An 18,138-nucleotide genomic window follows, 5' to 3' on the forward strand; every position below is an offset into this window, starting at 1 on the left:
GGAGATTTCGCACTATTCACACTATTCACACGGTCTTTTTCGCCGCCGCCATCCGCAGCCGCGCCCGGAGGCCGACGGATTCACACGATTCACACTGTGTTTTTTCGTTGGATGCGAAATCGCGGCCGGCGCCGTGGCCGCAACAACCTTCCCCGGGCGGCCGACATCGCCTAGACGGACAGCGCGATCCTTCCGACCGACGGCCCCAAGACGACATTTTCATGCAGGACACCCTTCGCCGCATCCTCACCGCCCGCGTCTATGACGTGGCCGAGGAAACGCCTCTCGACCCGCTGGAGCGCCTGTCGGGCCGCCTGTCGCGTCCGGTGCTGCTGAAGCGCGAGGATCTGCAGCCGGTCTTCTCGTTCAAGATACGGGGCGCCTACAATCGCATCGCCCAGTTGACCCAGGCCGAACTGGCCCGGGGCGTCATCTGCGCCTCGGCGGGCAATCACGCGCAAGGGGTGGCGCTGGCGGCGGCGCGGCGCGGGGCGGCGGCGACCATCGTCATGCCGACCACCACGCCGGGCATCAAGGTGGCGGCGGTGCGCGCCCTGGGCGGCCAGGTCGTGCTGCACGGCGACGGCTTCGACGACGCCTACGCCCATGCCCGTTCGCTGGAGGCCGAGACGGGCGCGACCTTCATCCACCCGTTCGACGATCCCGACGTCATCGCCGGCCAGGGCACGGTCGGCCTGGAGATCGCGCGCCAGCACGCCGATCCGATCGAGGCCGTCTTCCTGCCCATCGGCGGCGGCGGCCTGGCGGCGGGGGTGGCGGCCATCCTTCGCTTCCTGCGGCCGGAGACGAAGATCATCGGCGTGGAGCCGGTGGACGCCCCCACCATGAAGACCGCCATCGCCGCCGGCGAGGTGGTCAGCCTGAACGAGGTCGGCCTGTTCGCTGACGGCGTGGCCGTGCGCCGCGCGGGCGACCTGACCTTCCGGCTGTGCCGCGACCTGCTGGACGAGATCGTCCTGGTCGACACCGACGCCATCTGCGCCGCCGTGAAGGACATCTTCGACGACACCCGCGCCATCGCCGAACCGGCCGGGGCGCTGGCCCTGGGGGGGCTCAAGGCCTGGGCGGCCGATCATCCCGGCGCCGGCTCGCTGGTGGCGATCAATTCGGGCGCCAACGTCAACTTCGACCGGGCGCGCCATGTCGCCGAGCGGGCCGAGCTGGGCGAGGGCGCCGAGGCCCTGCTGGCCGTGACCATGAAGGACGACCGCGACGACTATCGCCGCTTCCTCGACAGCCTGGACGGCCGGTCGGTGACCGAGTTCAACTATCGCTGGTCCGGCGACGGGGTGGCGCAGATCTTCGTCGGCGTGGCCCTGCGCGGCGGCCAGGACGAACGGCTGGACCTGGTCCAGGCGCTGCGCGCGGGCGGCTACGACGTCGAGGACATGAGCGACAACGAAACGGCCAAGCTGCACGTCCGCTACATGGTCGGCGGCCGCACCGTCGGCCTGCCGCACGAGCGCATCCTGCGCTTCCAGTTCCCCGAGCGGCCGGGCGCCTTCCTGCGCTTCCTCAACAGCCTGCAGCCAGAATGGGCCCTGACCCTGTTCCACTATCGCAACCACGGCGACGACGTCGGCCGCGTGCTGGCCGGCATCAGCGCCCCGCCCCAGGATCAGGCGCGCTTCGACGCGGCCCTGGCCGCCCTGGGCTATCCCTACGTGGAGGAGACCGACAATCCCGCCTGCCGGCTGTTCCTGGACGGCGCCTGAGGCCGGTCGTTGGCGGGCCGCTCGGCCGCGGAGGGTCCCGCACGCCCCTGCCCCGTTCGCATGAGGGCCAGAAGCCCCGTCGATCCGGTCATCACGATCATGCCCGACTCCCTGCTATTGCGAACCGTTAGCAGGTTTGCGCGGATCGGCCCTTCGTGCAAGCGTCAGATGTCGGTGGCGATCGACAGGAGCATCAACCGTGCGTGAAGACGGAAAACTCGACTACCTCGAACTGCCCGCGACCGATCTGGGAGCGACCAGGGCCTTCTACGCCGACGCCTTCGGCTGGACCTTCCAGGACTACGGCCCGACCTACGCCGCCTTCGACCAGGGGCTGGACGGCGGCTTCGACGCCGACCCCGCCGAGCGGACGCGCACGCCCCTGCCCGTCCTCTACGCCCACGACCTGGAAGCCATGCTGGCCAAGGTCCAGGCGGCGGGCGGAACGGTGGCAAGGCCCATCTACGCCTTTCCGGGCGGCCGGCGCTTCCACTTCACAGACCCGGCCGGGACCGAACTGGCGGTGTGGTCCGAGACGTAAGGCTCAGCGCGGCTCGACCGACTGGGCGATCTGCTCGGCCAGCAGGCTGTCCTCTCCGTCCAGATAGGACAGCCAGACGTGGGTCTCGCGCGATTCCAGGTCCTTGGCGAACAGGTGCTCCACGGCCCGGCGGCGGCCGTCCTGCTCGATCACCACCGAGGCCCGGCCGCCAGCGTCGATCAACTGCCCGTCATAGATCGGGAACTGCGAGGCCGGACCCTGGTAGATCATCACGAAGCTGCGCCCGTCGCGCTTCACGGCATAGACCTTGGCCTGCGGCCCCGCGTCCGAGGGCTCGATCGTGAAGCCGGCCGGCAGATCGATCCGAAACGGCAAGGCCGCCAACGGATCGGCCGGCGCGTGTCCGCCGCCGGCGCGGGCCGCGTCGCCGGGGCTGGCGAAGCCGCGGCGGTCGGCGGCGGGGCCGCGACCGGGACCCGCGCGGGCGCAGGCGCGGGCGCGCGCTCTGGGGCGGGTTCCGGAGCCGGCTGCGGGGTCGGGGCGCGCGTCGAGGGCGCCACGGTCGGGGGCGCCGCGGTCGGGGGCGCCATGATGGCGGCGGGCGGGGCGCTGTTCAGGTCCCGGGTCAGCGACGCCCCCGGGCGTTCCGGCGCCGGGACCGAGGGCGCGGTCGCGGCCCGCGGCGGCGTCGAACGGCGAGCCGGCGCCGGGGCTTGGGTTTCAGGTTCAGGTTCGGCTTCAGGCTCCGCCGGCCGGACGGGCGCGGGGGTCGTCATCGCGCCCGGCGGCGCGCTGTTCAGGTCGCGGGTCAGGTCGGTCGCCGAGCGCGCCGGCGGCGCGGCCTGGCCGGAAAGGAGGACGGCGGCGAGAACGAGCACGGTCATGCGACGACCATCGCCCGCGACTGCGGCGACGGCAAGGCCACGCCGCCGCGCGGGGCGCGTCTCACGCCTTGGGCAGCAGGATCCAGAAGGTCGCGCCTTCGCCTGGCGCCGAGATCACGCCGATCGAACCGCCCTGCAGCTCCACCAGCCGCTTGGCCAGGGCCAGGCCGACGCCGTGCCCCTCGATCGTCGACCGCTCCAGCCCCAGGCGGTTGAAGGGCTCGAACAGCTGCGCCTGCTTCTGCGCGGTCAGTCCGGGCCCGAAGTCGGTGACCTCGATCCTGATCCAGTCGTCCAGGCGCGAGGCCCGCATCAGCACCCGCTCGCCCGCCGATCCGTACTTCAGGGCATTGGTGACCAGGTTGCCGACGACCTGGGCCATCCGCTGGGAATCGGCCAGGGCGATCAGCCCGTCGCCTTCGCAAAGCAGGTCGATCGCGACGTTGCGCGCCTCGGGCCGCAGGATGGCCGAGCGGCGCACGTCCTCCAGCAGGCCGGGCACGTCCGTGGGTCGCAGCTCGACCTTGACCGCGCCCGCCTCCGCCCGCGCCACGTCGAGCAGGTCGTGGGCCAGCGCCTCCACCTGGCGGGCGGTCTTGACCAGCATGTCGGCCATCTCCGCCTGCTGCGGCGTCACGGGGCCCAGCTGACCCTTGCCCCACAACTCGCCGATGCCGATCACGCCGGCGACCGGGCTCTTGATCTCGTGGGCGACATTGGCCAGGAGGCGCGACTTGGCTTCCGAGGCCTTCTCGGCGCGGATCTGGCCCAGCCTGGCGCGGTCGGCCAGCCGGTCGCGTTCCTCCAGCAGGGCGGCGACGAGCAGCACGGGCACGAAGGCGATGAGCACCAGCATCTGGGCGCGCAGCACCTGCTCGCTGGGCGTCAGGCCCTGCGAATAGGGGCCGTAGCCCTCCATGGCGCCGCCAATGGCCAGGACGGCGACCACGACCAGGCTGAAGCTCATGCCCGCCACGCCCAGCCGCACGGCGATCAGGAACAGCATCGGCGCCATGAAGGCGCCGATCGGCACATGCGCCATGAAGGCCAGATAATAGACCAGGAACAGCCCGCCCAGCAGCACCGCCGCCTCCAGCGCGCGCGCGGGCCGGGCGAAGCGCCGCAGGGTCGATCGGGTCAGCGACAGCCCCAGGCAGCCGATCAGCGCGATCCCCAGCGCATGGCCGAACCACCAGGTCTGGGCCGCCTCCACCAGGTCGCCGGCGCCGAACAGGCTCAGCGCGCCGGCCGACAGCACGGCCGCCGGCAGCGGCGCCAGCGCCGCGCATCCCAGGAAGCGGACGATGCCCGTCAGGCTGGACACGTTCAACGTGGGCGCGAACCGCCGGGCCAGCACCACGGCGGTGACGATCTCCACCATGTTGGTGGCGGTGAACAGCATCGACAGGGCGGGCGGGTTTCCCGCCACGATCTCGCCGATCAGGATGCTGCCCGCCAGGATGGAGCCCAGCGCCAGATCATGTCGCCGCCCGCGACTTGTCCTGAGCCAGACGGCGACCGCGACGCCGCCCGCCGCCCAAAGGCCCACGATGAGGCCCGAGGTTCGCGCATAGCCGACCGCCAGGGCGACAAGGATCGCGACCGCCAGCGCCGTGACCACCGGCACCATCGGGTGCGCGAACAGGTCGATCCGGCCGGCCTCCAGGGCGACGGCCGGCGCGCCCTGGGGGCGGACCTCGGACTTGACGTCGAGCGCAGGGCTCATGGTCATGTGGGACTCGCTGAACTTCACTGTTCCGCAGAGTGGCCGATCTTCCCTAAGATTCCCCTGAGATCAGGTTTTCAACGCAAGATTGAACGCCTTAACGGCGGCGGCTTCACCTTCGCCATAGCTCCAGACGCCGGCGCTGACCGCCACGAAGTCGGCCCCGGCCCGGGCCGTCTCGGCCGCCGTCTCGACCGTTATGCCGCCGATGGCGACGCAAGGGACCTCGACCGTCTCCTGCCATTCCGTCAGCAGGTCGAGCGGGGGTCGATGGGTCGTGACCTTGGTGTCGGTGGGAAAGAAGGCGCCGAAGGCGACGTAGTCGGCCCCCGCTTCGGCGGCGTCCCAGGCCAGGTCGCGGTCGTCGTGACAGGTCACGCCGATCATGGCGTCCGGCCCCATGATGCGGCGCGCGTCGGCCAGGGAGGCGTCCCCCTGCCCGATGTGCACCCCGTCGCATCCCGTCTCTCGCGCCAGGTCGGGCCGGTCGTTCAGGATGACGGCGACGCCGCGCCGTCGCGCGACCGGCCCCAGCACGGCCACGGCGCGGCGGATCGTGTCGTCGTCGGCGGGCTTCAGCCGGATCTGCAGCGCCGCGACGTCGCCGGCGGCCAGGGCCGTCTCCAGACGCCCGGCGAACGCCTGCAGATCGGCGATCGCGGGCGGGGTGATTAGATAGAGCCGGCACGGCGGCCGGTCGGAAATGCGAGGTTCACGCGCCATGCCTTCGCCCTGCGCCGCCCCGCTCGCCGCGTCAACGGCGCAGGCGTGCGAACGACTTGCAATCGCCTTTATCCTCGCTATAGAGAACCATTATCAGTCTCATCGAACGCGTGATCCCTCGTGTACGTCTGCAACTGCAACGGTCTTCGCCAGCGTGACGTCGCCCAGGCCATCGAGGCCGGCGCCTGCCGCCCGCGCGACATCTTCGCCCGCCACCAGTGCCAGGCCCAGTGCGCCAAGTGCGTCTGCGAGATGCGCCAGATGATCCAGGACAGCCACGAAGCCTTCGCCCTGGCGGCCGAATAGTCTTTCCGCGTCCGAAAATCACTCGCACTATCAATGTAGTGATAAAAACTCGCAAATAAACAACGCGGGTTTTACTGTGATATCCACGGCTCGAAGGACGGCGCGCTTGGCCCGTCGCGACGAAGGACAAGAGCCATGAAGGGCGATCCCGCGATCATCCGCACCCTGAACGCGGTGCTGACCAATGAACTGACGGCGGTGAACCAGTATTTCCTGCACGCCCGGATGTTCGAAAGCTGGGGCCTGGCGCACCTGGGCGACGTGATCTACCGGGAATCGATCGGCGAGATGAAGCACGCCGACATGTTGATCAAGCGCATCCTGTTCCTGGACGGCCTGCCCAACCTGCAGGATCTGCACAAGCTGAAGGTCGGCGAAGAGCCGATCGAATGCCTGAGCGCCGACCTGCAGCTGGAGATCGACAGCCGCGCGGCGACGGCGGCCGCCGTGACCCAATGCGAAGAGACGCGCGACTATGTCAGCCGCGACCTGCTGATGAAGATCCTGGCCGACACGGAAGAGCACATCGACTTCCTGGAGAACCAGCACAAGCTGATCGAGCTGATGGGCGCGCAGAACTATCTGCAGTCGGCGATGAAGGAGATCGTCACCGAAGGCGCGGCCACCGGCGGCTGACGGAACCCGGGTCGGTCCCGGTCATTAGCCCTTTTCGAAGAGGCAGCTGGGAGCCGACCATGACCGACATCGACGACGCCATCGACGACGTGAGGGACGCCGCCACAGACTTCCTCAACAGCGAGGGCCGCAGCGTGGGGCACGTCGCCTGGGCGTGGCCCTGACGGTCGGTTTCGCGCTGCTGGCCTCGGGCATCGCCTCGGGCGCGCTGCGGCCCAAACGCACGCTGAAGCACGTCCGGAACCGCGACCTGCCGGTGACGGAAAAGCCGCGCGGGGCGTTCAGCCTGATCCTGCCGGCGGTGTTTTCCGCCACCACCCTGTCGGCGGTGCGCGTCTGGAACGCCCCGCCCCGGCGCGAGCGCACGGTGGCGATGGCGCTGTGGGCCGCGGCCCAGACCGTCAACGCCGTCTGGCTGGGCCTGCGGCCGTCGTCGATGTGGAAGCAGGTCGCAGCCGCGATGTCGGCGGCCGGCCTGGCCGCCGCCTTCGCCCACGAGGCGCGCAAGCTGGACGAAGGCGCGGGCAAGATGGCTTCGCCCACCGGGTCCGGGGTGCGGCTGGGCAACTTCCTGCATCGCAAGGCCGACGAGGCCGCCCGCGAACGCACCCTGCACTGAGACGCGCGCCAGCTTGCCCTTTGCCGGGGCTTCCTCTAGGGATCGCGCCCTGTTCGCCCCGCCGCCTCGGCCGCGCGGCCCGCTCTTTCCCCATGTGAATCCATGAAGATCAACGGCAACACCATCAAGCCCGGCATGGTCCTGCAGCATAACGGCGGCCTGTGGGTCGTCACCAAGGCCAGCCACGTCAAGCCCGGCAAGGGCGGCGCCTTCGCCAACGTCGAGGCCAAGAACCTCGAGACCGGCAACAAGCTGAACGAACGTTTCCGCTCGGAAGACAAGGTCGAGCGCGTGACGCTGGAACAGAAGGACTTCTCCTATCTGTTCGACAACGGCGACAGCCTGGTGTTCATGGACGACGCCACCTACGAGCAGATCGAACTGCAGAAGGACTGGGTCGGGGACGAACGCATCCCCTATTTGCAGGAAGGCATGAAGGTCGTCATCGAGATGCACGAAGAGCGTCCGATCGGCCTGGAGCTGCCGGAACAGGTCGTGCTGGAAGTCGCCGAGACCGAGCCCACGGTGAAGGGCCAGACCGCCTCTTCGTCCTACAAGCCCGCCCTCGCCTCGAACGGCGTGCGCATCATGATCCCGCCGTACATGTCGGCCGGCGAAAAGATCGTCGTCGACACCACGACCGGCGAATACGTCCGCCGCGCGGACTAAGACCACCGGCCCGTTCGGGCCGGTCCCTTTTTGAACTTCTCCGCCTGTCCGGGCTCGACGCCTTTCAAGGACCTGCGGACCAGGAGATCCTCGATGGCCCTCGCCTCCGCCCTTCTTCAAGTGATGACCGACGCGGTTCGCAAGACCGCCCGCCCGATGATGCGCGACTTCGGCGAGGTCTCGCAGCTTCAGGTGTCGCGCAAGGGGCCCGGCGATTTCGTCACCGCCGCCGACCTGAAGGCCGAGGAGACGCTGTTCGAACTGCTGACCAAGGCCCGCCCCGGCTACGGCTTCCTGGGCGAGGAGCGCGGCCTGGTCGAGGGCACGGACAAGTCCCACACCTGGATCGTGGACCCGATCGACGGCACCACCAACTTCATGCACGCCATGCCCCACTTCGCCATCACGGTGGGGCTGGAGCGGCGCGCGCCGGACGGGTCGTCCGAGATCGTGGCCGGCGTCACCTACAACCCCGTGATGAACGAGCTGTTCTGGGCCGAAAAGGGCAAGGGCTGCTATCTGAACGACCAGCGCATCCGCGTCTCGGGCCGCAAGGACCTGGCCGACAGCCTGGTCGCCACCGGCCTGCCCTTCATCGGCAAGACGGGCCACGCCCAGGCCATCAAGGACATCCATGCGGTGGGCCAGCGGGTCGCGGGCATCCGCCGCCTGGGCTCGGCCGCCCTGGACTTCGCCTGGGTCGCGGCGGGGCGGTACGACGCCTATTACGAGCGCAATCTGAAGCCCTGGGACGTGGCGGCGGGCGTCCTGTTCGTCACCGAGGCCGGCGGCACGGTCACGACCATCGAGCCCGATGGAGACCCCAAGACGGGCGCCAGCATCCTGGCCACCAACGCCGAACTTCACCCCGCCCTGCGCAAGGTGCTGCAGGCGGCGTGATCGTCACCGGCCTGTCGCGTCGGCGCCCTACCCAGGGCGCATGATCCGCGCCATCGTGACCGCCCTGACCCTGCTCGCCGGAGCGCCCGCCGTGGCCCAGTCGCCGCTGATCATCGCCCATCGCGGCGCGTCCGGCGAACGGCCCGAGCACACGCGGGCGGCCTATGAGCTGGCGATCGAACAGGGCGCGGACGTGATCGAGCCCGACCTGGTCCTGACCAGGGACGGCGTCTTCGTCAGCCGCCACGAGAACGAGATCGGCGGCACGACAGACGTGGCCGACCGGCCCGAGTTCGCCGCCCGCCGCACGACCAAGGTCATCGACGGCGTGGAGACCAGCGGCTGGTTCACCGAGGACTTCACCCTGGCCGAACTGAAGACGCTGCGGGCCCGGGAGAGGCTGCCGCAGGTGCGAACGGGCAATGTCGCCTTCAACGACCGCGATCCGATCCTGACCTTCGACGAGGTGGCGGCCCTCGCCCGCGAGGCGTCCGCGCGGACCGGGCGGACCATCGCCGTCGCGCCGGAACTGAAGCACCCCACCTATTTCGCCTCGATCGGCCTGCCGATGGAGGATCGGTTCGTCGCCGAACTGGAAAAGCTGGGCCTGACGGGCGCCGACGCCCCGATCCTGATCCAGTGTTTCGAGGTGGGGCCGCTGGAGCGGTTGTCGATGCGTATCGACGCGCCGCTGGCGCAGTTGATCAACGGCTCCGGCGCCCCCGCGGATCGGCCGCAGCAATCCTATGCCGAGATGATCACGGCGGAGGGGCTGGGCAGGATCGCCGGCTACGCCGCCTGGGTCGCGCCCGAGATGACGCTGGTCCTGCCGCGCGACGCCGAAGGACGCTCGGGCGCGCCCAGCCGGATCGTGGCCGACGCCCATGCGGCGGGGCTGAAGGTCGTCGTCTGGACAGCGCGGGCCGAGAACGCCTTTCTGCCGACGGAACATCGGCGCGGCCAGGACTTCGCCGCCCACGGCGACATGCCGGCCTATGTCCGCGACCTGGCGAGGACGGGCGTGGATGCGGTGTTCAGCGACTTTCCGGGCCTGGCGCGCGAGGGGCTGGAAAAGGTCGAGGCTTCGACGCCCTGACGCCTCGGCTTCCCCCGTCCCGCCATCGTCGGGCCACGCCAGGGGACGACGGGACGAAGGGGACCGTCAGGTGCCCCGGAACTGCAGTTCCGCCAGCCGGGCGTAGAGGCCGCCGCGCGCGACCAGTTCGGCGTGCGTCCCCTCCTCCACCACGCGGCCGTCGTCCATGACCACGATGCGGTCGGCGCGCAGGACCGTGGCCAGGCGGTGGGCGATGACCAGGGTGGTGCGCTCCTCCATCGCCTGGTCCAAGGCCGCCTGGACCAGGCGCTCGCTTTCGGCGTCCAGGGCGCTGGTGGCCTCGTCCAGCAGCAGGATCGGCGCGTCGCGGACCAGGGCGCGGGCGATGGCCAGGCGCTGGCGCTGGCCGCCCGACAGGCTCTTGCCGCGCTCGCCCAGCGGCGTGTCGAACCCTTCCGGCAGGGCGTCCAGGAAGGTCAGGGCCTGGGCCTTCTCGGCGACGGCGCGGGCCTCCTCGACCGTGGCGTCCTCGCGGCCGAAACGGATGTTCTCCAGCGCCGAGCCCGAGAACAGCGGCGTCTCCTGCGACACCCAGGCGAAGCGATCGCGCACCTGGACCGGGTCGGCGTCGCGCACGTCCACGCCGTCCACCGACACCAGCCCCGACTGCGGGTCGTAGAAGCGCAGCAGCAGGCGGAACACCGTCGACTTGCCCGCGCCGGACGGGCCGACCAGCGCCACCGTCTCGCCCGGCCGCACCGTCAGGCTGAAGCCCTTGAGCGCCGGCAGGTCGGGCCGCCCCGGATAGGCGAACTGGACCGCCGACATCGACACCTCGCCGCGCGGGGTTGCGGCAGGGCGCGCGGATGGGCGGGCGCGGCGATGCCCGGCGTGGCCCGCATCAGCTCCTCGATCCGCTCCATGGCGCCGGCGGCCTTCTGCACGTCGCCCCAGCTTTCGCCCAGCGCGCCGACCGCGCCGGCGGTGAAGACCGACAGCAGCACGAACTGCAGCAGCGCGCCCGGCGACATCACGCCCGACACCACGTCCAGCGCCCCCAGCCACAGCACCAGGGTCACGCCGCCGAACATCACCACGATGATCATGGCGGTCATCAACGCGCGGGCCTTCATCCGCTTGAGAGAGGCGTCGAAGGCGTCCTCGACCGCCGCGCCGAAGCGGGCGATGGCGCTGTCGCCGCGCCCGAAGGCCTGGACCGTCTCGATGGCGTCCACGCTCTCTCCGGCGAAGCCCACGGCGCCGGCGAACCGGTCCTGGGAGGCGACGGTCAGCTTGCGCACCTTGCGGCCGAACAGGAAGATCGGTCCCAGCAGGAAGGGCACGATCAGCAGCACCAGGCCCGTCAGCTTGGGGCTGACCACGAACAGCAGGGCCAAGCCGCCGATAAGGGTCAGGAAGTTCCTCAGCGCGAACGAGATGGAGGTCGTCATCAGGGTGTCGACCAGGGCGATGTCGGTGGTCAGGCGCGACAGCACCTCGCCCGTCCGCATCCGGGCGTAGAAGGACGGGTCCAGGGTCAGGATGCGCCCGAACAGACCCTTGCGCAGGTCGGCGATGGTCCGCTCGCCGGTGCGGGTGACGAAATAGTAGCGCGCCGCCGACGAAACGCCCAGGAACAGGGCGTTGGCCCCCAGCAGCAGGAACCAGAAGTTCAGGTTCCGGCCGCCGTCCTCGAACCCGTGGTCGATGGCCCCGCGCGCCAGGGCCGTCAGCGACAGGGACGACGCGGCCGCCGCCACCAGCCAGAACAGCGCCGCCAGCGCATGGCCCTTGTGCCGCATCGCAAAGGGGATCAACCGGGCCAGGGGGCGGATGTCGCGGCGGCGCGCGCGCTTGTCCCCGGCGTCGGCCATCTGCTCGGCCAGCACCGCGCCGGCGCCGGGACGTCCCTGGGCCTCGGCCCGGGCGGAATAATCGGTGGCGTCGTATCGGTCGGTCATTGCGCCCGCCTCTTGCCCCGGAACGCCCCCCGGTGTAAACGCCGCCCCTCATTCCCGCCGGAGTTCTGGCGGGTTTCTCATTTCATGCGCAGCGACGGTCGGCATCGTCATCGCGCCAGAGACCGGACGACGACCATGAAGGCGGACACGCACCCCGACTACCACTTCATCACCGTGGTGATGACCGACGGCACTTCCTACAAGACCCGTTCGACCTACGGGAAGGAAGGCGACACGCTGAACCTGGACATCGATCCGACGACGCACCCGGCCTGGACCGGCGGCAACGCCCACCTGATGGACCGCGGCGGCCGCGTCTCGCGCTTCAACAACAAGTTCGCCGGCTTCATCAAGAAGTAAGCGCGACCCCGCTGCGACACGGTGCAGCGATCAGGTCTCGAAAAGCGCCGGTCGGACGACCGGCGCTTTTTGTTTGCCCGGAACGCCGATAACATGGCGGCGTTCGGATTTCAGGGGCTCCGGCGTCGCGCGCCGGGTCGATCAAGAAGCGGAAGAGTCATGAACAGACGGCAACTGGGTCTCGGCGTCGCATCGGCGACCCTTGCCCTCGGCTCGGCGGCGCGCGCGCAGCAGGTCTATATGCAGCGCTCGCCCGAGGCGACCGCCTTCTACAACAGCTTCACCGACCAGATCGGCCGCCTGCCCCAGGATCAGCAGCCGGACGTGCGCGCCTTCTACGAACTGAACGGCTGGCGGCCGGTGTGGACGCGCGAACGCCTGCGCGACCTGAACGCCGTCGCCGCCCGCGCCGAACGGCACGGCCTGTCCGGCGCGGACCAGTTCGACTTCGTCGGCCTGGCGGCCGATCCGGCCACCTCCGACCTACGCACCACCGCCGCGGCCCTGGCCTACGCCCGCATCCTGGCCGAGGGCAAGGTGCGCCCCGAGACGGTCGAGGAGCTGTGGGAAATGCAGAAGAACCGCGTGGACCTGCCGCGCGGCCTGAACGACGCCCTGTCGCGCGGCGTCCTGTTGGACTGGTACGAAGGCCTGGCGCCGACCGACATCGGCTACACCAACCTGTCGGCGGGCTATGTCCGCTACAGCCGCCTGGCCAATCAGGGCGGCTGGCCCGCCTTCGCCGCCGGCGCGACCATCGAACCGGGCGCCAGCGACCGCCGCGTCCCGGCCCTGATCGACCGCCTGACGGCCGAGGGCGACCTGTCGGCCGCCGACGGCGCGCGCCTCAAGGCCCAGGGGCTGGTCTATGATTCAGAGCTTCAGGCCGCGGTCCGCAGCTTCCAGACGCGTCACGGCCTGGGCGCCGACGGCCGCGTCGGCCCGGCCACCCAGCGTTCTCTGGGCGCCTCGGCCCAGGACCGAGCCCGCCAGATCGCCCTGAACCTGGAACGCCGCCGCTGGCTGAAGCGCGACGTCGCGCCCGAGCGGATCGAGGTCAACACCGCCGCGGCCATCATGGTCTATTGGAAGGACGCCAAGCCGGTCCATTCCAACCGCGTCGTCGTCGGCTCGCACGACAACCAGACGCCCAGCCTGGAGAAGCCCTTCGCCTCGGTCGTGGCCAACCCGCCCTGGTATGTCCCCGCCGGCATCGCCCGGCGCGAGATCCTGCCCAAGGGCCCCGGCTATCTGGCCGCCAACGACATGTATGTGTCGAACGGCACGGTCATCCAGCGCGCCGGTCCGAAGTCGGCGCTGGGCTATGTGAAGTTCGAGCTGCGCGACAGTTACGCCATCTTCCTGCACGACACGCCGTCCAAGGCGGCCTTCAACCTGTCCATGCGCCAGCGCAGCCACGGCTGCGTGCGTGTTCAGGGCGCGGTGGAGTTCGCCCGCCTGCTGCTGTCGCCCGATCCGGCCAAGCTGGAACAGTTCGACGTGGCGCAGGACAGCCGCGAGACCACCCGCGTGACCACGGGCCGCGAAATCAGCGTGCGTCTGCTGTACTGGACCGCCTTCGTCGACGGCCAGGGCCGCGTGGCCTTCCGCGAGGACGTCTATGACCGCGACGCCAAGCTGGCCCAGGCGCTGGGCATCGCCGTCAGCCTGCCGCGCGTGGTCGACGACGGCCGCAAGGACGAGAACGACGTCGGGCCGTAGGGCCGGCCGGATCAGCCCCGGAAGGCCGCCTCCAGCATTCCCAGCTGGCTGAGGACCGGATTGGGCGGCGTCTCCTGGGCGTCGCCCAGATACATCCGGCGGTCCAGGTGCAGGGCCCGGTCGAACAGCTTTTCGGACCGCACCAGGTATTCGACCAGGGCGATCGGCAGTTCGGCGTGGCTGGGCTCGGCGTCGATCTTGCGCTCGTTCAGGCGATAGCGCGGCTCGCACGCGGCTTCGGGCGTCATGTCGCCTTCGCGCACGGCCCGCTGGACCAGCAGCCAGGACGCGATCTGCATCAGGCGCGTGGTCAGCTTCATGCTTTCCGCCGCATAGGCCAGGGCGGCCGAGCGGGACAGGATGCGGGATTCGCGCCGCCCCTCCCCGTCCAGATACGCCGCCGTTTCCTCGACCAGCTCCATGCCCTCGCGGAAGGTGCGGTCGAACAGTTCGGAACGCGCGAAGTCACGCACCGTGCGGGCGCGGTCCGGCCCGGCCGGAGGTTCGGAAAAGGAAGGATCGCCCACGGTCAACTCAGACATCTTCATCGGGAATACGCACGCCTGTCCTGCAATCGGCCGGGGAGCCGGAACTCCGAACACGGACTGCAATGGTCATGCCACGAAAGCGGCGCAAGCGTCAGGGCCTGAAGGTGAAAAGCGCGTCCGCCGCGCTCTTCTTGGCGCGCTTGGCGTCCATGGCGGCGCGCGACCGTTCGATCTCGGCCTCCAGATCGGCGACCCTTTCGGTCAGGTCCTCCACCGAATAGGCGTCCAGGTCCTCGCGTCGCAGGGCGCTCAACGCCTCGTCCCGCCGCGGGCGCGGCTCCAGATCCTCGAACATGGCCTCTCCTCGCGTCGCTGGCCGGATTCCGAGTCCTATCACAAAGCCGGGCGCTGACGAATGGGCGCAGGCGGGCGACGCGTCCGTCGACGCGTCGCCGTTCGTTCTACCAGCGCCGCGCGGGACGGAGCGAGGAGATGCGGTCGTTGAAGCCGCTGGAGCCCAGGTTGCGCTCGTCGCCGCTGACGACGCGGCAGGACCCGCGGAAATAGGCGTCGGTGCAGACCTCCCAGCGCCCGCGCAGGCGGATCGAGCTGATCCGGTCGTTCATGCCCGACCGATCCAGGTTGGCCACCTCGCTGTTGAAGCTCATGGAACGGCCGCGGTAGTTGGAATCCTCATAGACGGTGATCGACGTCCGGCCGCCGCCCCAGCCGTCGCCGGGACGGTCCGGCCGGTCAGGGCGACCCGGCGTGCCCGGGTATCCTGGACGGCTGTCCTCATAGCTTCCCCGCACATTGCCGCAGACCAGCAGGCCGTTGTCGTTGGCGATCTCGGCGCTGGAACAGCGCGCCAGTTCGATGGAGGTGCCGCGCGGCTGGCCGCGCTGGTCGCGGCAATCGGCGTAGAGACGGCCCTGGTTCACATAGGCGCCGGTGCAGCTCTGGGCGTAGCTGCCGCGGGGGGCGACCCGTTGCTGAACGTCCGTCGGCCCCTGTCCGGGGGCCATCATCGCAGCGGCCATGGCCGCGCCAAGCAGAATCGACATGGGTTGGTTCCTCTCTCTCCCGGATGTCTAAGACTTCAGGACCGCCAAGGTTGCGCGGCGCACATGAACCTTTGCTGTACGCCCTTGTCGGGCGGCGTTTTCTTTTCTTCCGAATAGGCCTATATCGGCGTCATCAGCGCCCGGTCGAAAGGCCGGGCGCCGTCGTATCCAACGCCCGCCGCATCGCGCCGCGCGGGCCCAGAAGAACCGGGACCCAAGTCCATGAGCGACATCCTGATGCCCAAGGCCACCGCGGTCTGGCTGGTCGACAACACCTCCCTCAGCTTCGAGCAGATCGCCGACTTCTGCGGCTGCATCCGCTGGAAGTGCGCGGCATCGCCGACGGCGACGTGGCGCGCGACATCCGCGGCGTCGATCCGGTCACGGGCGGCCAGCTGACGCGCGAGGAACTGGACAAGGCCCAGGCCGATTCCAACTACCGCATGAAGGCGGTCGTCAGCCGCCACGCCGAACTGCTGAAGTCGGCCAAGCCCGCCCCGAAATACACGCCCGTCTCGCGTCGCCAGGACCGTCCCGACGCCATCGCCTGGTTCGTGCGCAACCACCCGGAAGTGACCGACGCCCAGATCGCCAAGCTGCTGGGCACCACCAAGTCCACCATCGAGAGCGTGCGCAACCGCACCCACTGGAACACCGCCAACATCAAGCCGGTCGATCCCGTGACCCTGGGCCTGGTCGGCCAGCTGGCGCTGGACGAAATCGTCAGGAAGGCCGCCGAGAAGAAGGCCAAGGACGACGCCAAGAACGGCGGCGGCACCATCCTGCCGGTCGCCGAGGAGATCGAGCCGGAGTTCGTGCCCGAGGAGCCGGAGGCGCGCGGCGCCGAGCCCACGGCGGATTCGGTGTTCGGCACGAAGAGCTGATCGTCCAACCCTTCCCAAGTGGAGAGGGCCCGAACGAAAAACGGCCCCGGAGAGCGATCTCCGGGGCCGTCGTCGTGTTTCGGGAGGTCGGGAACCGCTAGTGGGTTCGCGCCTCCAGGCTGGTGATCTCTTCCTTCAGCCGAAGCTTTCTCTGCTTCAGCTCCCTGACCTGCAGCGTGTCCACGGATGGCCGGGTCATCTCCTTCTGGATGGTCTCATCCAGGGTGCGATGACGATTACCCAGTTCGCGAATACGAGCCTCGATGGTCATGGCTTGCGCCTCCGTTGGTTAGGGACCACTAGAGTGAGCGCCCGGTTCGACAGGCTGTGGAATCACATTCCGGTGACAGCCGGCCGCGCCGGACACCAGGGAGGCTGACCCCTAAAATGGTCGATGATGTGAACGGAGCCGTACGAAATTCGCCGCCCCGGATGGTCGTCGGATTTCAGGCGCTTCCGGCGCGATCTACGGCGCCCGCGTGCTGGACGCGCTGAACGACCTGGGCGTCGAGAGCCATCTGGTCGTGACCAAGGCCGCCCTGCTCACATTGTCGCAGGAGACGGATCTGACCGCCGACGGCCTGTCGGCGAAGGCCACGGCGACGCATCGACTGGCCGACGTCGGCGCCAGCATCGCCTCCGGCTCGTTCCGCACCCTGGGCATGATCGTCGCGCCCTGTTCGGTCCGGACGATGAGCGAGATCGCCACCGGCGTGACCTCATCGCTGCTGACCCGCGCCGCCGACGTGACGCTGAAGGAGCGCCGACCGCTGGTGCTGATGGTGCGCGAGACGCCCCTGCACCTGGGCCATCTGCGCACGATGACGGCCCTGGCGGAAATGGGCGCCGTGATCGCCCCGCCGCTGCCCGCCCTCTACGCCCGCCCCGCCTCGATCCAGGAGATGGTCGATCAGTCGGTCGGCCGCGCCCTGGACCTGTTCGGCCTGGACTGGAGCGCCGTGCGCCGGTGGGACGGCCTGAAATGAGCGGAGGCCTGTGGGACTGGTCCGTGGCCGCCTATGGCGCGCCCGGCGTCGCCGACGCCTGCCTGACCCTGCAGGATCATCACGAACAGAATGTGCCGCTGCTGCTGTGGTCGGCCTGGCTCGCCGCCACCGGCCGACGCCCCGACGAGGAAACCATCGAGGCCGCCTGCGACACAGCCCGTGCGTGGGACGGCGTGGTCGTGGCGCCGTTGCGCGCGGTGCGCCGCACCCTGAAGGCGCCGGTCCCCGACATCGACGACGGCCCCCGCCAGTCCGTGCGCGACCGCGTCAAGGCGCTGGAACTCGAGGCCGAGCGCCATCTGCTGGAGGCGCTGGAGGCGCTGGCCCCCGCGCCGGACGGCGCGCCGCGCCCGGCCATCGATGGCCTGACCGCCACGACGCGCCTGTGGTCGCGCGTCACGCCGCGCCCGGCCCTGATCCGCGCCTGGCCGAGGCCCTTCCGGCGTGAATCGCCCTGACGTATAAGCCCGCCGGGGATTCGACATGAACGACGACGTTCCGGAAATCAGCGAGGAGGAAGCGGCGCTTCACGCCCGCGTCAAACTGCTGCGCCAGGAGCACGCCGAGCTGGACGCCTCGATCGAGGCCCTGTCCGCCGCCGCCGTGCCGGACCAGCTGATGATCGCCCGGATGAAGCGCAAGAAGCTGTCGATCAAGGACGAGATCGTGAAGATCGAGGACCGCATCCTGCCCGACATCATCGCCTGACGGACCGTTCGGCGCGCGCGTCCCCCGGTGCGACCATGCGCCGCCCGCCCCGTCCCAAAGTCGCCCCATGCGCCCGGCATAAGCGGCCTCCTCGCCGGGATGGCCGCGCGGCCCCGCGCCGCCCCGTCCCGGTTCCCGCGCCCTCATCGCGCCTGTTGTCGGAGACGCCGCCGAATGCGACGCCTG

At 69.9% G+C, this 18,138-nt stretch carries 20 protein-coding genes and 2 pseudogenes; 14 read left to right on the forward strand and 8 right to left on the reverse strand.

The features are described 5' to 3' along the window. Positions 1-221: 221 nt before the first annotated feature. Both ilvA and MU852_RS02750 read left to right on the forward strand, forming a co-directional pair. Positions 222-1,736, forward strand: a complete 1,515-nt coding sequence (gene ilvA / locus MU852_RS02745) for a threonine ammonia-lyase, biosynthetic (RefSeq protein WP_249750918.1) — start codon at positions 222-224, stop codon at positions 1,734-1,736. Between the two features lie 199 nt (positions 1,737-1,935). Then, positions 1,936-2,277, forward strand: coding sequence for a VOC family protein (locus MU852_RS02750; RefSeq protein WP_249750919.1), 342 nt, complete (start codon positions 1,936-1,938; stop codon positions 2,275-2,277). Between the two features lie 3 nt (positions 2,278-2,280). Here MU852_RS02750 and MU852_RS02755 read toward each other — a convergent pair whose 3' ends face one another. The 3 genes from MU852_RS02755 to thiE form a co-directional block, all read right to left on the reverse strand. Further along, complete coding sequence (locus MU852_RS02755; RefSeq protein WP_249750920.1) at positions 2,281-2,613, reverse strand: hypothetical protein; 333 nt, start codon at positions 2,611-2,613, stop codon at positions 2,281-2,283. A 570-nt stretch (positions 2,614-3,183) separates the two neighbouring features. Beyond that, positions 3,184-4,854 (reverse strand): sensor histidine kinase, encoded by a 1,671-nt coding sequence (locus MU852_RS02760; protein WP_249750921.1) that lies wholly within the window; start codon positions 4,852-4,854, stop codon positions 3,184-3,186. Between the two features lie 63 nt (positions 4,855-4,917). Continuing rightward, positions 4,918-5,571, reverse strand: a complete 654-nt coding sequence (thiE, locus tag MU852_RS02765; protein ID WP_249750922.1) for a thiamine phosphate synthase — start codon at positions 5,569-5,571, stop codon at positions 4,918-4,920. A 120-nt stretch (positions 5,572-5,691) separates the two neighbouring features. Between thiE and MU852_RS02770 the strand changes: the two genes are divergently transcribed. The 6 genes from MU852_RS02770 (at position 5,692) to MU852_RS02795 (ending at position 9,797) form a co-directional block, all read left to right on the forward strand. Next, entirely contained in the window at positions 5,692-5,877 is a 186-nt protein-coding gene (locus MU852_RS02770; RefSeq protein WP_249750923.1) for a (2Fe-2S)-binding protein, read from the forward strand. A gap of 135 nt (positions 5,878-6,012) precedes the next feature. Then, entirely contained in the window at positions 6,013-6,513 is a 501-nt protein-coding gene (gene bfr / locus MU852_RS02775) for a bacterioferritin (RefSeq protein ID WP_249750924.1), read from the forward strand. Positions 6,514-6,667: 154 nt separating this feature from the next. Continuing rightward, positions 6,668-7,132 carry a tryptophan-rich sensory protein gene (locus MU852_RS02780; RefSeq protein ID WP_249750925.1) on the forward strand — a complete coding sequence of 155 codons (465 nt, stop codon included), beginning with the start codon at positions 6,668-6,670 and terminating at the stop codon, positions 7,130-7,132. 102 nt (positions 7,133-7,234) lie between these two features. Then, a complete protein-coding gene (gene efp, locus MU852_RS02785; protein WP_249750926.1) occupies positions 7,235-7,801 on the forward strand; it encodes an elongation factor P in 567 nt (188 codons plus the stop codon). 93 nt (positions 7,802-7,894) lie between these two features. Next, on the forward strand, positions 7,895-8,701 hold the full coding sequence (locus MU852_RS02790) for an inositol monophosphatase family protein (protein WP_249750927.1): 807 nt from the start codon (positions 7,895-7,897) through the stop codon (positions 8,699-8,701). A 40-nt stretch (positions 8,702-8,741) separates the two neighbouring features. Continuing rightward, positions 8,742-9,797 (forward strand): glycerophosphodiester phosphodiesterase, encoded by a 1,056-nt coding sequence (locus MU852_RS02795; protein WP_249750928.1) that lies wholly within the window; start codon positions 8,742-8,744, stop codon positions 9,795-9,797. 66 nt (positions 9,798-9,863) lie between these two features. On the opposite strand, the pseudogene MU852_RS02800 reads toward MU852_RS02795, so the two are convergent. Further along, positions 9,864-11,632 (reverse strand): annotated as a pseudogene (locus MU852_RS02800) (ABC transporter transmembrane domain-containing protein). Positions 11,633-11,854: 222 nt separating this feature from the next. On the opposite strand from MU852_RS02800, the gene rpmE reads away from it, so the two are divergent. Next, positions 11,855-12,079 (forward strand): 50S ribosomal protein L31, encoded by a 225-nt coding sequence (gene rpmE / locus MU852_RS02805; RefSeq protein ID WP_201217105.1) that lies wholly within the window; start codon positions 11,855-11,857, stop codon positions 12,077-12,079. A 159-nt stretch (positions 12,080-12,238) separates the two neighbouring features. Further along, entirely contained in the window at positions 12,239-13,801 is a 1,563-nt protein-coding gene (locus MU852_RS02810) for a L,D-transpeptidase family protein (RefSeq protein ID WP_249750929.1), read from the forward strand. A gap of 11 nt (positions 13,802-13,812) precedes the next feature. Here MU852_RS02810 and rcdA read toward each other — a convergent pair whose 3' ends face one another. From rcdA to MU852_RS02825, 3 genes are all read right to left on the reverse strand, one after another. Then, a complete protein-coding gene (gene rcdA / locus MU852_RS02815; protein ID WP_430641183.1) occupies positions 13,813-14,349 on the reverse strand; it encodes a protease adaptor protein RcdA in 537 nt (178 codons plus the stop codon). 91 nt (positions 14,350-14,440) lie between these two features. Further along, a complete protein-coding gene (locus tag MU852_RS02820) occupies positions 14,441-14,644 on the reverse strand; it encodes a DUF1192 domain-containing protein (protein ID WP_249750931.1) in 204 nt (67 codons plus the stop codon). A 106-nt stretch (positions 14,645-14,750) separates the two neighbouring features. Continuing rightward, complete coding sequence (locus MU852_RS02825; protein WP_249750932.1) at positions 14,751-15,353, reverse strand: beta/gamma crystallin-related protein; 603 nt, start codon at positions 15,351-15,353, stop codon at positions 14,751-14,753. A gap of 222 nt (positions 15,354-15,575) precedes the next feature. Here MU852_RS02825 and MU852_RS02830 point away from each other — a divergent pair. Continuing rightward, positions 15,576-16,237 (forward strand): annotated as a pseudogene (locus tag MU852_RS02830) (DUF1013 domain-containing protein). 97 nt (positions 16,238-16,334) lie between these two features. Here MU852_RS02830 and MU852_RS02835 read toward each other — a convergent pair. Further along, the gene (locus tag MU852_RS02835) at positions 16,335-16,508 is read right to left on the reverse strand and encodes a YdcH family protein (protein WP_249750933.1); all 174 of its coding nucleotides are present in this window, start codon (positions 16,506-16,508) and stop codon (positions 16,335-16,337) included. A 208-nt stretch (positions 16,509-16,716) separates the two neighbouring features. Here MU852_RS02835 and MU852_RS02840 point away from each other — a divergent pair, with 208 nt between their 5' ends. From MU852_RS02840 to MU852_RS02850, 3 genes are read left to right on the forward strand one after another with little or no spacing between them, the layout of a single operon-like run. After that, positions 16,717-17,223: a UbiX family flavin prenyltransferase gene (locus tag MU852_RS02840; RefSeq protein WP_347342331.1), complete on the forward strand. Its 507-nt coding sequence runs from the start codon at positions 16,717-16,719 to the stop codon at positions 17,221-17,223. Further along, entirely contained in the window at positions 17,220-17,702 is a 483-nt protein-coding gene (locus MU852_RS02845; protein WP_249750934.1) for a TIGR02444 family protein, read from the forward strand. Before MU852_RS02840 ends, MU852_RS02845 begins: the two co-directional genes overlap by 4 nt. Positions 17,703-17,727: 25 nt before the next feature. Then, a complete protein-coding gene (locus MU852_RS02850; protein ID WP_249750935.1) occupies positions 17,728-17,952 on the forward strand; it encodes a YdcH family protein in 225 nt (74 codons plus the stop codon). Positions 17,953-18,138: the final 186 nt, after the last annotated feature.

The sequence above is a fragment of the Brevundimonas albigilva genome, from assembly GCF_023503965.1.
GTDB classification, from domain to species: Bacteria; Pseudomonadota; Alphaproteobacteria; order Caulobacterales; family Caulobacteraceae; genus Brevundimonas; species Brevundimonas albigilva.

Coding starts and splice junctions, on each gene's coding strand:
- ilvA (WP_249750918.1), top strand. CDS start 222: ATGCAGGACACCCTTCGCCGCATCCTCACCGCCCGCGTCTATGACGTG.
- MU852_RS02760 (WP_249750921.1), bottom strand. CDS start 4,854: ATGACCATGAGCCCTGCGCTCGACGTCAAGTCCGAGGTCCGCCCCCAG.
- thiE (WP_249750922.1), bottom strand. CDS start 5,571: ATGGCGCGTGAACCTCGCATTTCCGACCGGCCGCCGTGCCGGCTCTAT.
- bfr (WP_249750924.1), top strand. CDS start 6,013: ATGAAGGGCGATCCCGCGATCATCCGCACCCTGAACGCGGTGCTGACC.
- efp (WP_249750926.1), top strand. CDS start 7,235: ATGAAGATCAACGGCAACACCATCAAGCCCGGCATGGTCCTGCAGCAT.
- MU852_RS02790 (WP_249750927.1), top strand. CDS start 7,895: ATGGCCCTCGCCTCCGCCCTTCTTCAAGTGATGACCGACGCGGTTCGC.
- MU852_RS02795 (WP_249750928.1), top strand. CDS start 8,742: ATGATCCGCGCCATCGTGACCGCCCTGACCCTGCTCGCCGGAGCGCCC.
- rpmE (WP_201217105.1), top strand. CDS start 11,855: ATGAAGGCGGACACGCACCCCGACTACCACTTCATCACCGTGGTGATG.
- MU852_RS02810 (WP_249750929.1), top strand. CDS start 12,239: ATGAACAGACGGCAACTGGGTCTCGGCGTCGCATCGGCGACCCTTGCC.
- rcdA (WP_430641183.1), bottom strand. CDS start 14,349: ATGAAGATGTCTGAGTTGACCGTGGGCGATCCTTCCTTTTCCGAACCT.
- MU852_RS02820 (WP_249750931.1), bottom strand. CDS start 14,644: ATGTTCGAGGATCTGGAGCCGCGCCCGCGGCGGGACGAGGCGTTGAGC.
- MU852_RS02825 (WP_249750932.1), bottom strand. CDS start 15,353: ATGTCGATTCTGCTTGGCGCGGCCATGGCCGCTGCGATGATGGCCCCC.
- MU852_RS02835 (WP_249750933.1), bottom strand. CDS start 16,508: ATGACCATCGAGGCTCGTATTCGCGAACTGGGTAATCGTCATCGCACC.
- MU852_RS02845 (WP_249750934.1), top strand. CDS start 17,220: ATGAGCGGAGGCCTGTGGGACTGGTCCGTGGCCGCCTATGGCGCGCCC.
- MU852_RS02850 (WP_249750935.1), top strand. CDS start 17,728: ATGAACGACGACGTTCCGGAAATCAGCGAGGAGGAAGCGGCGCTTCAC.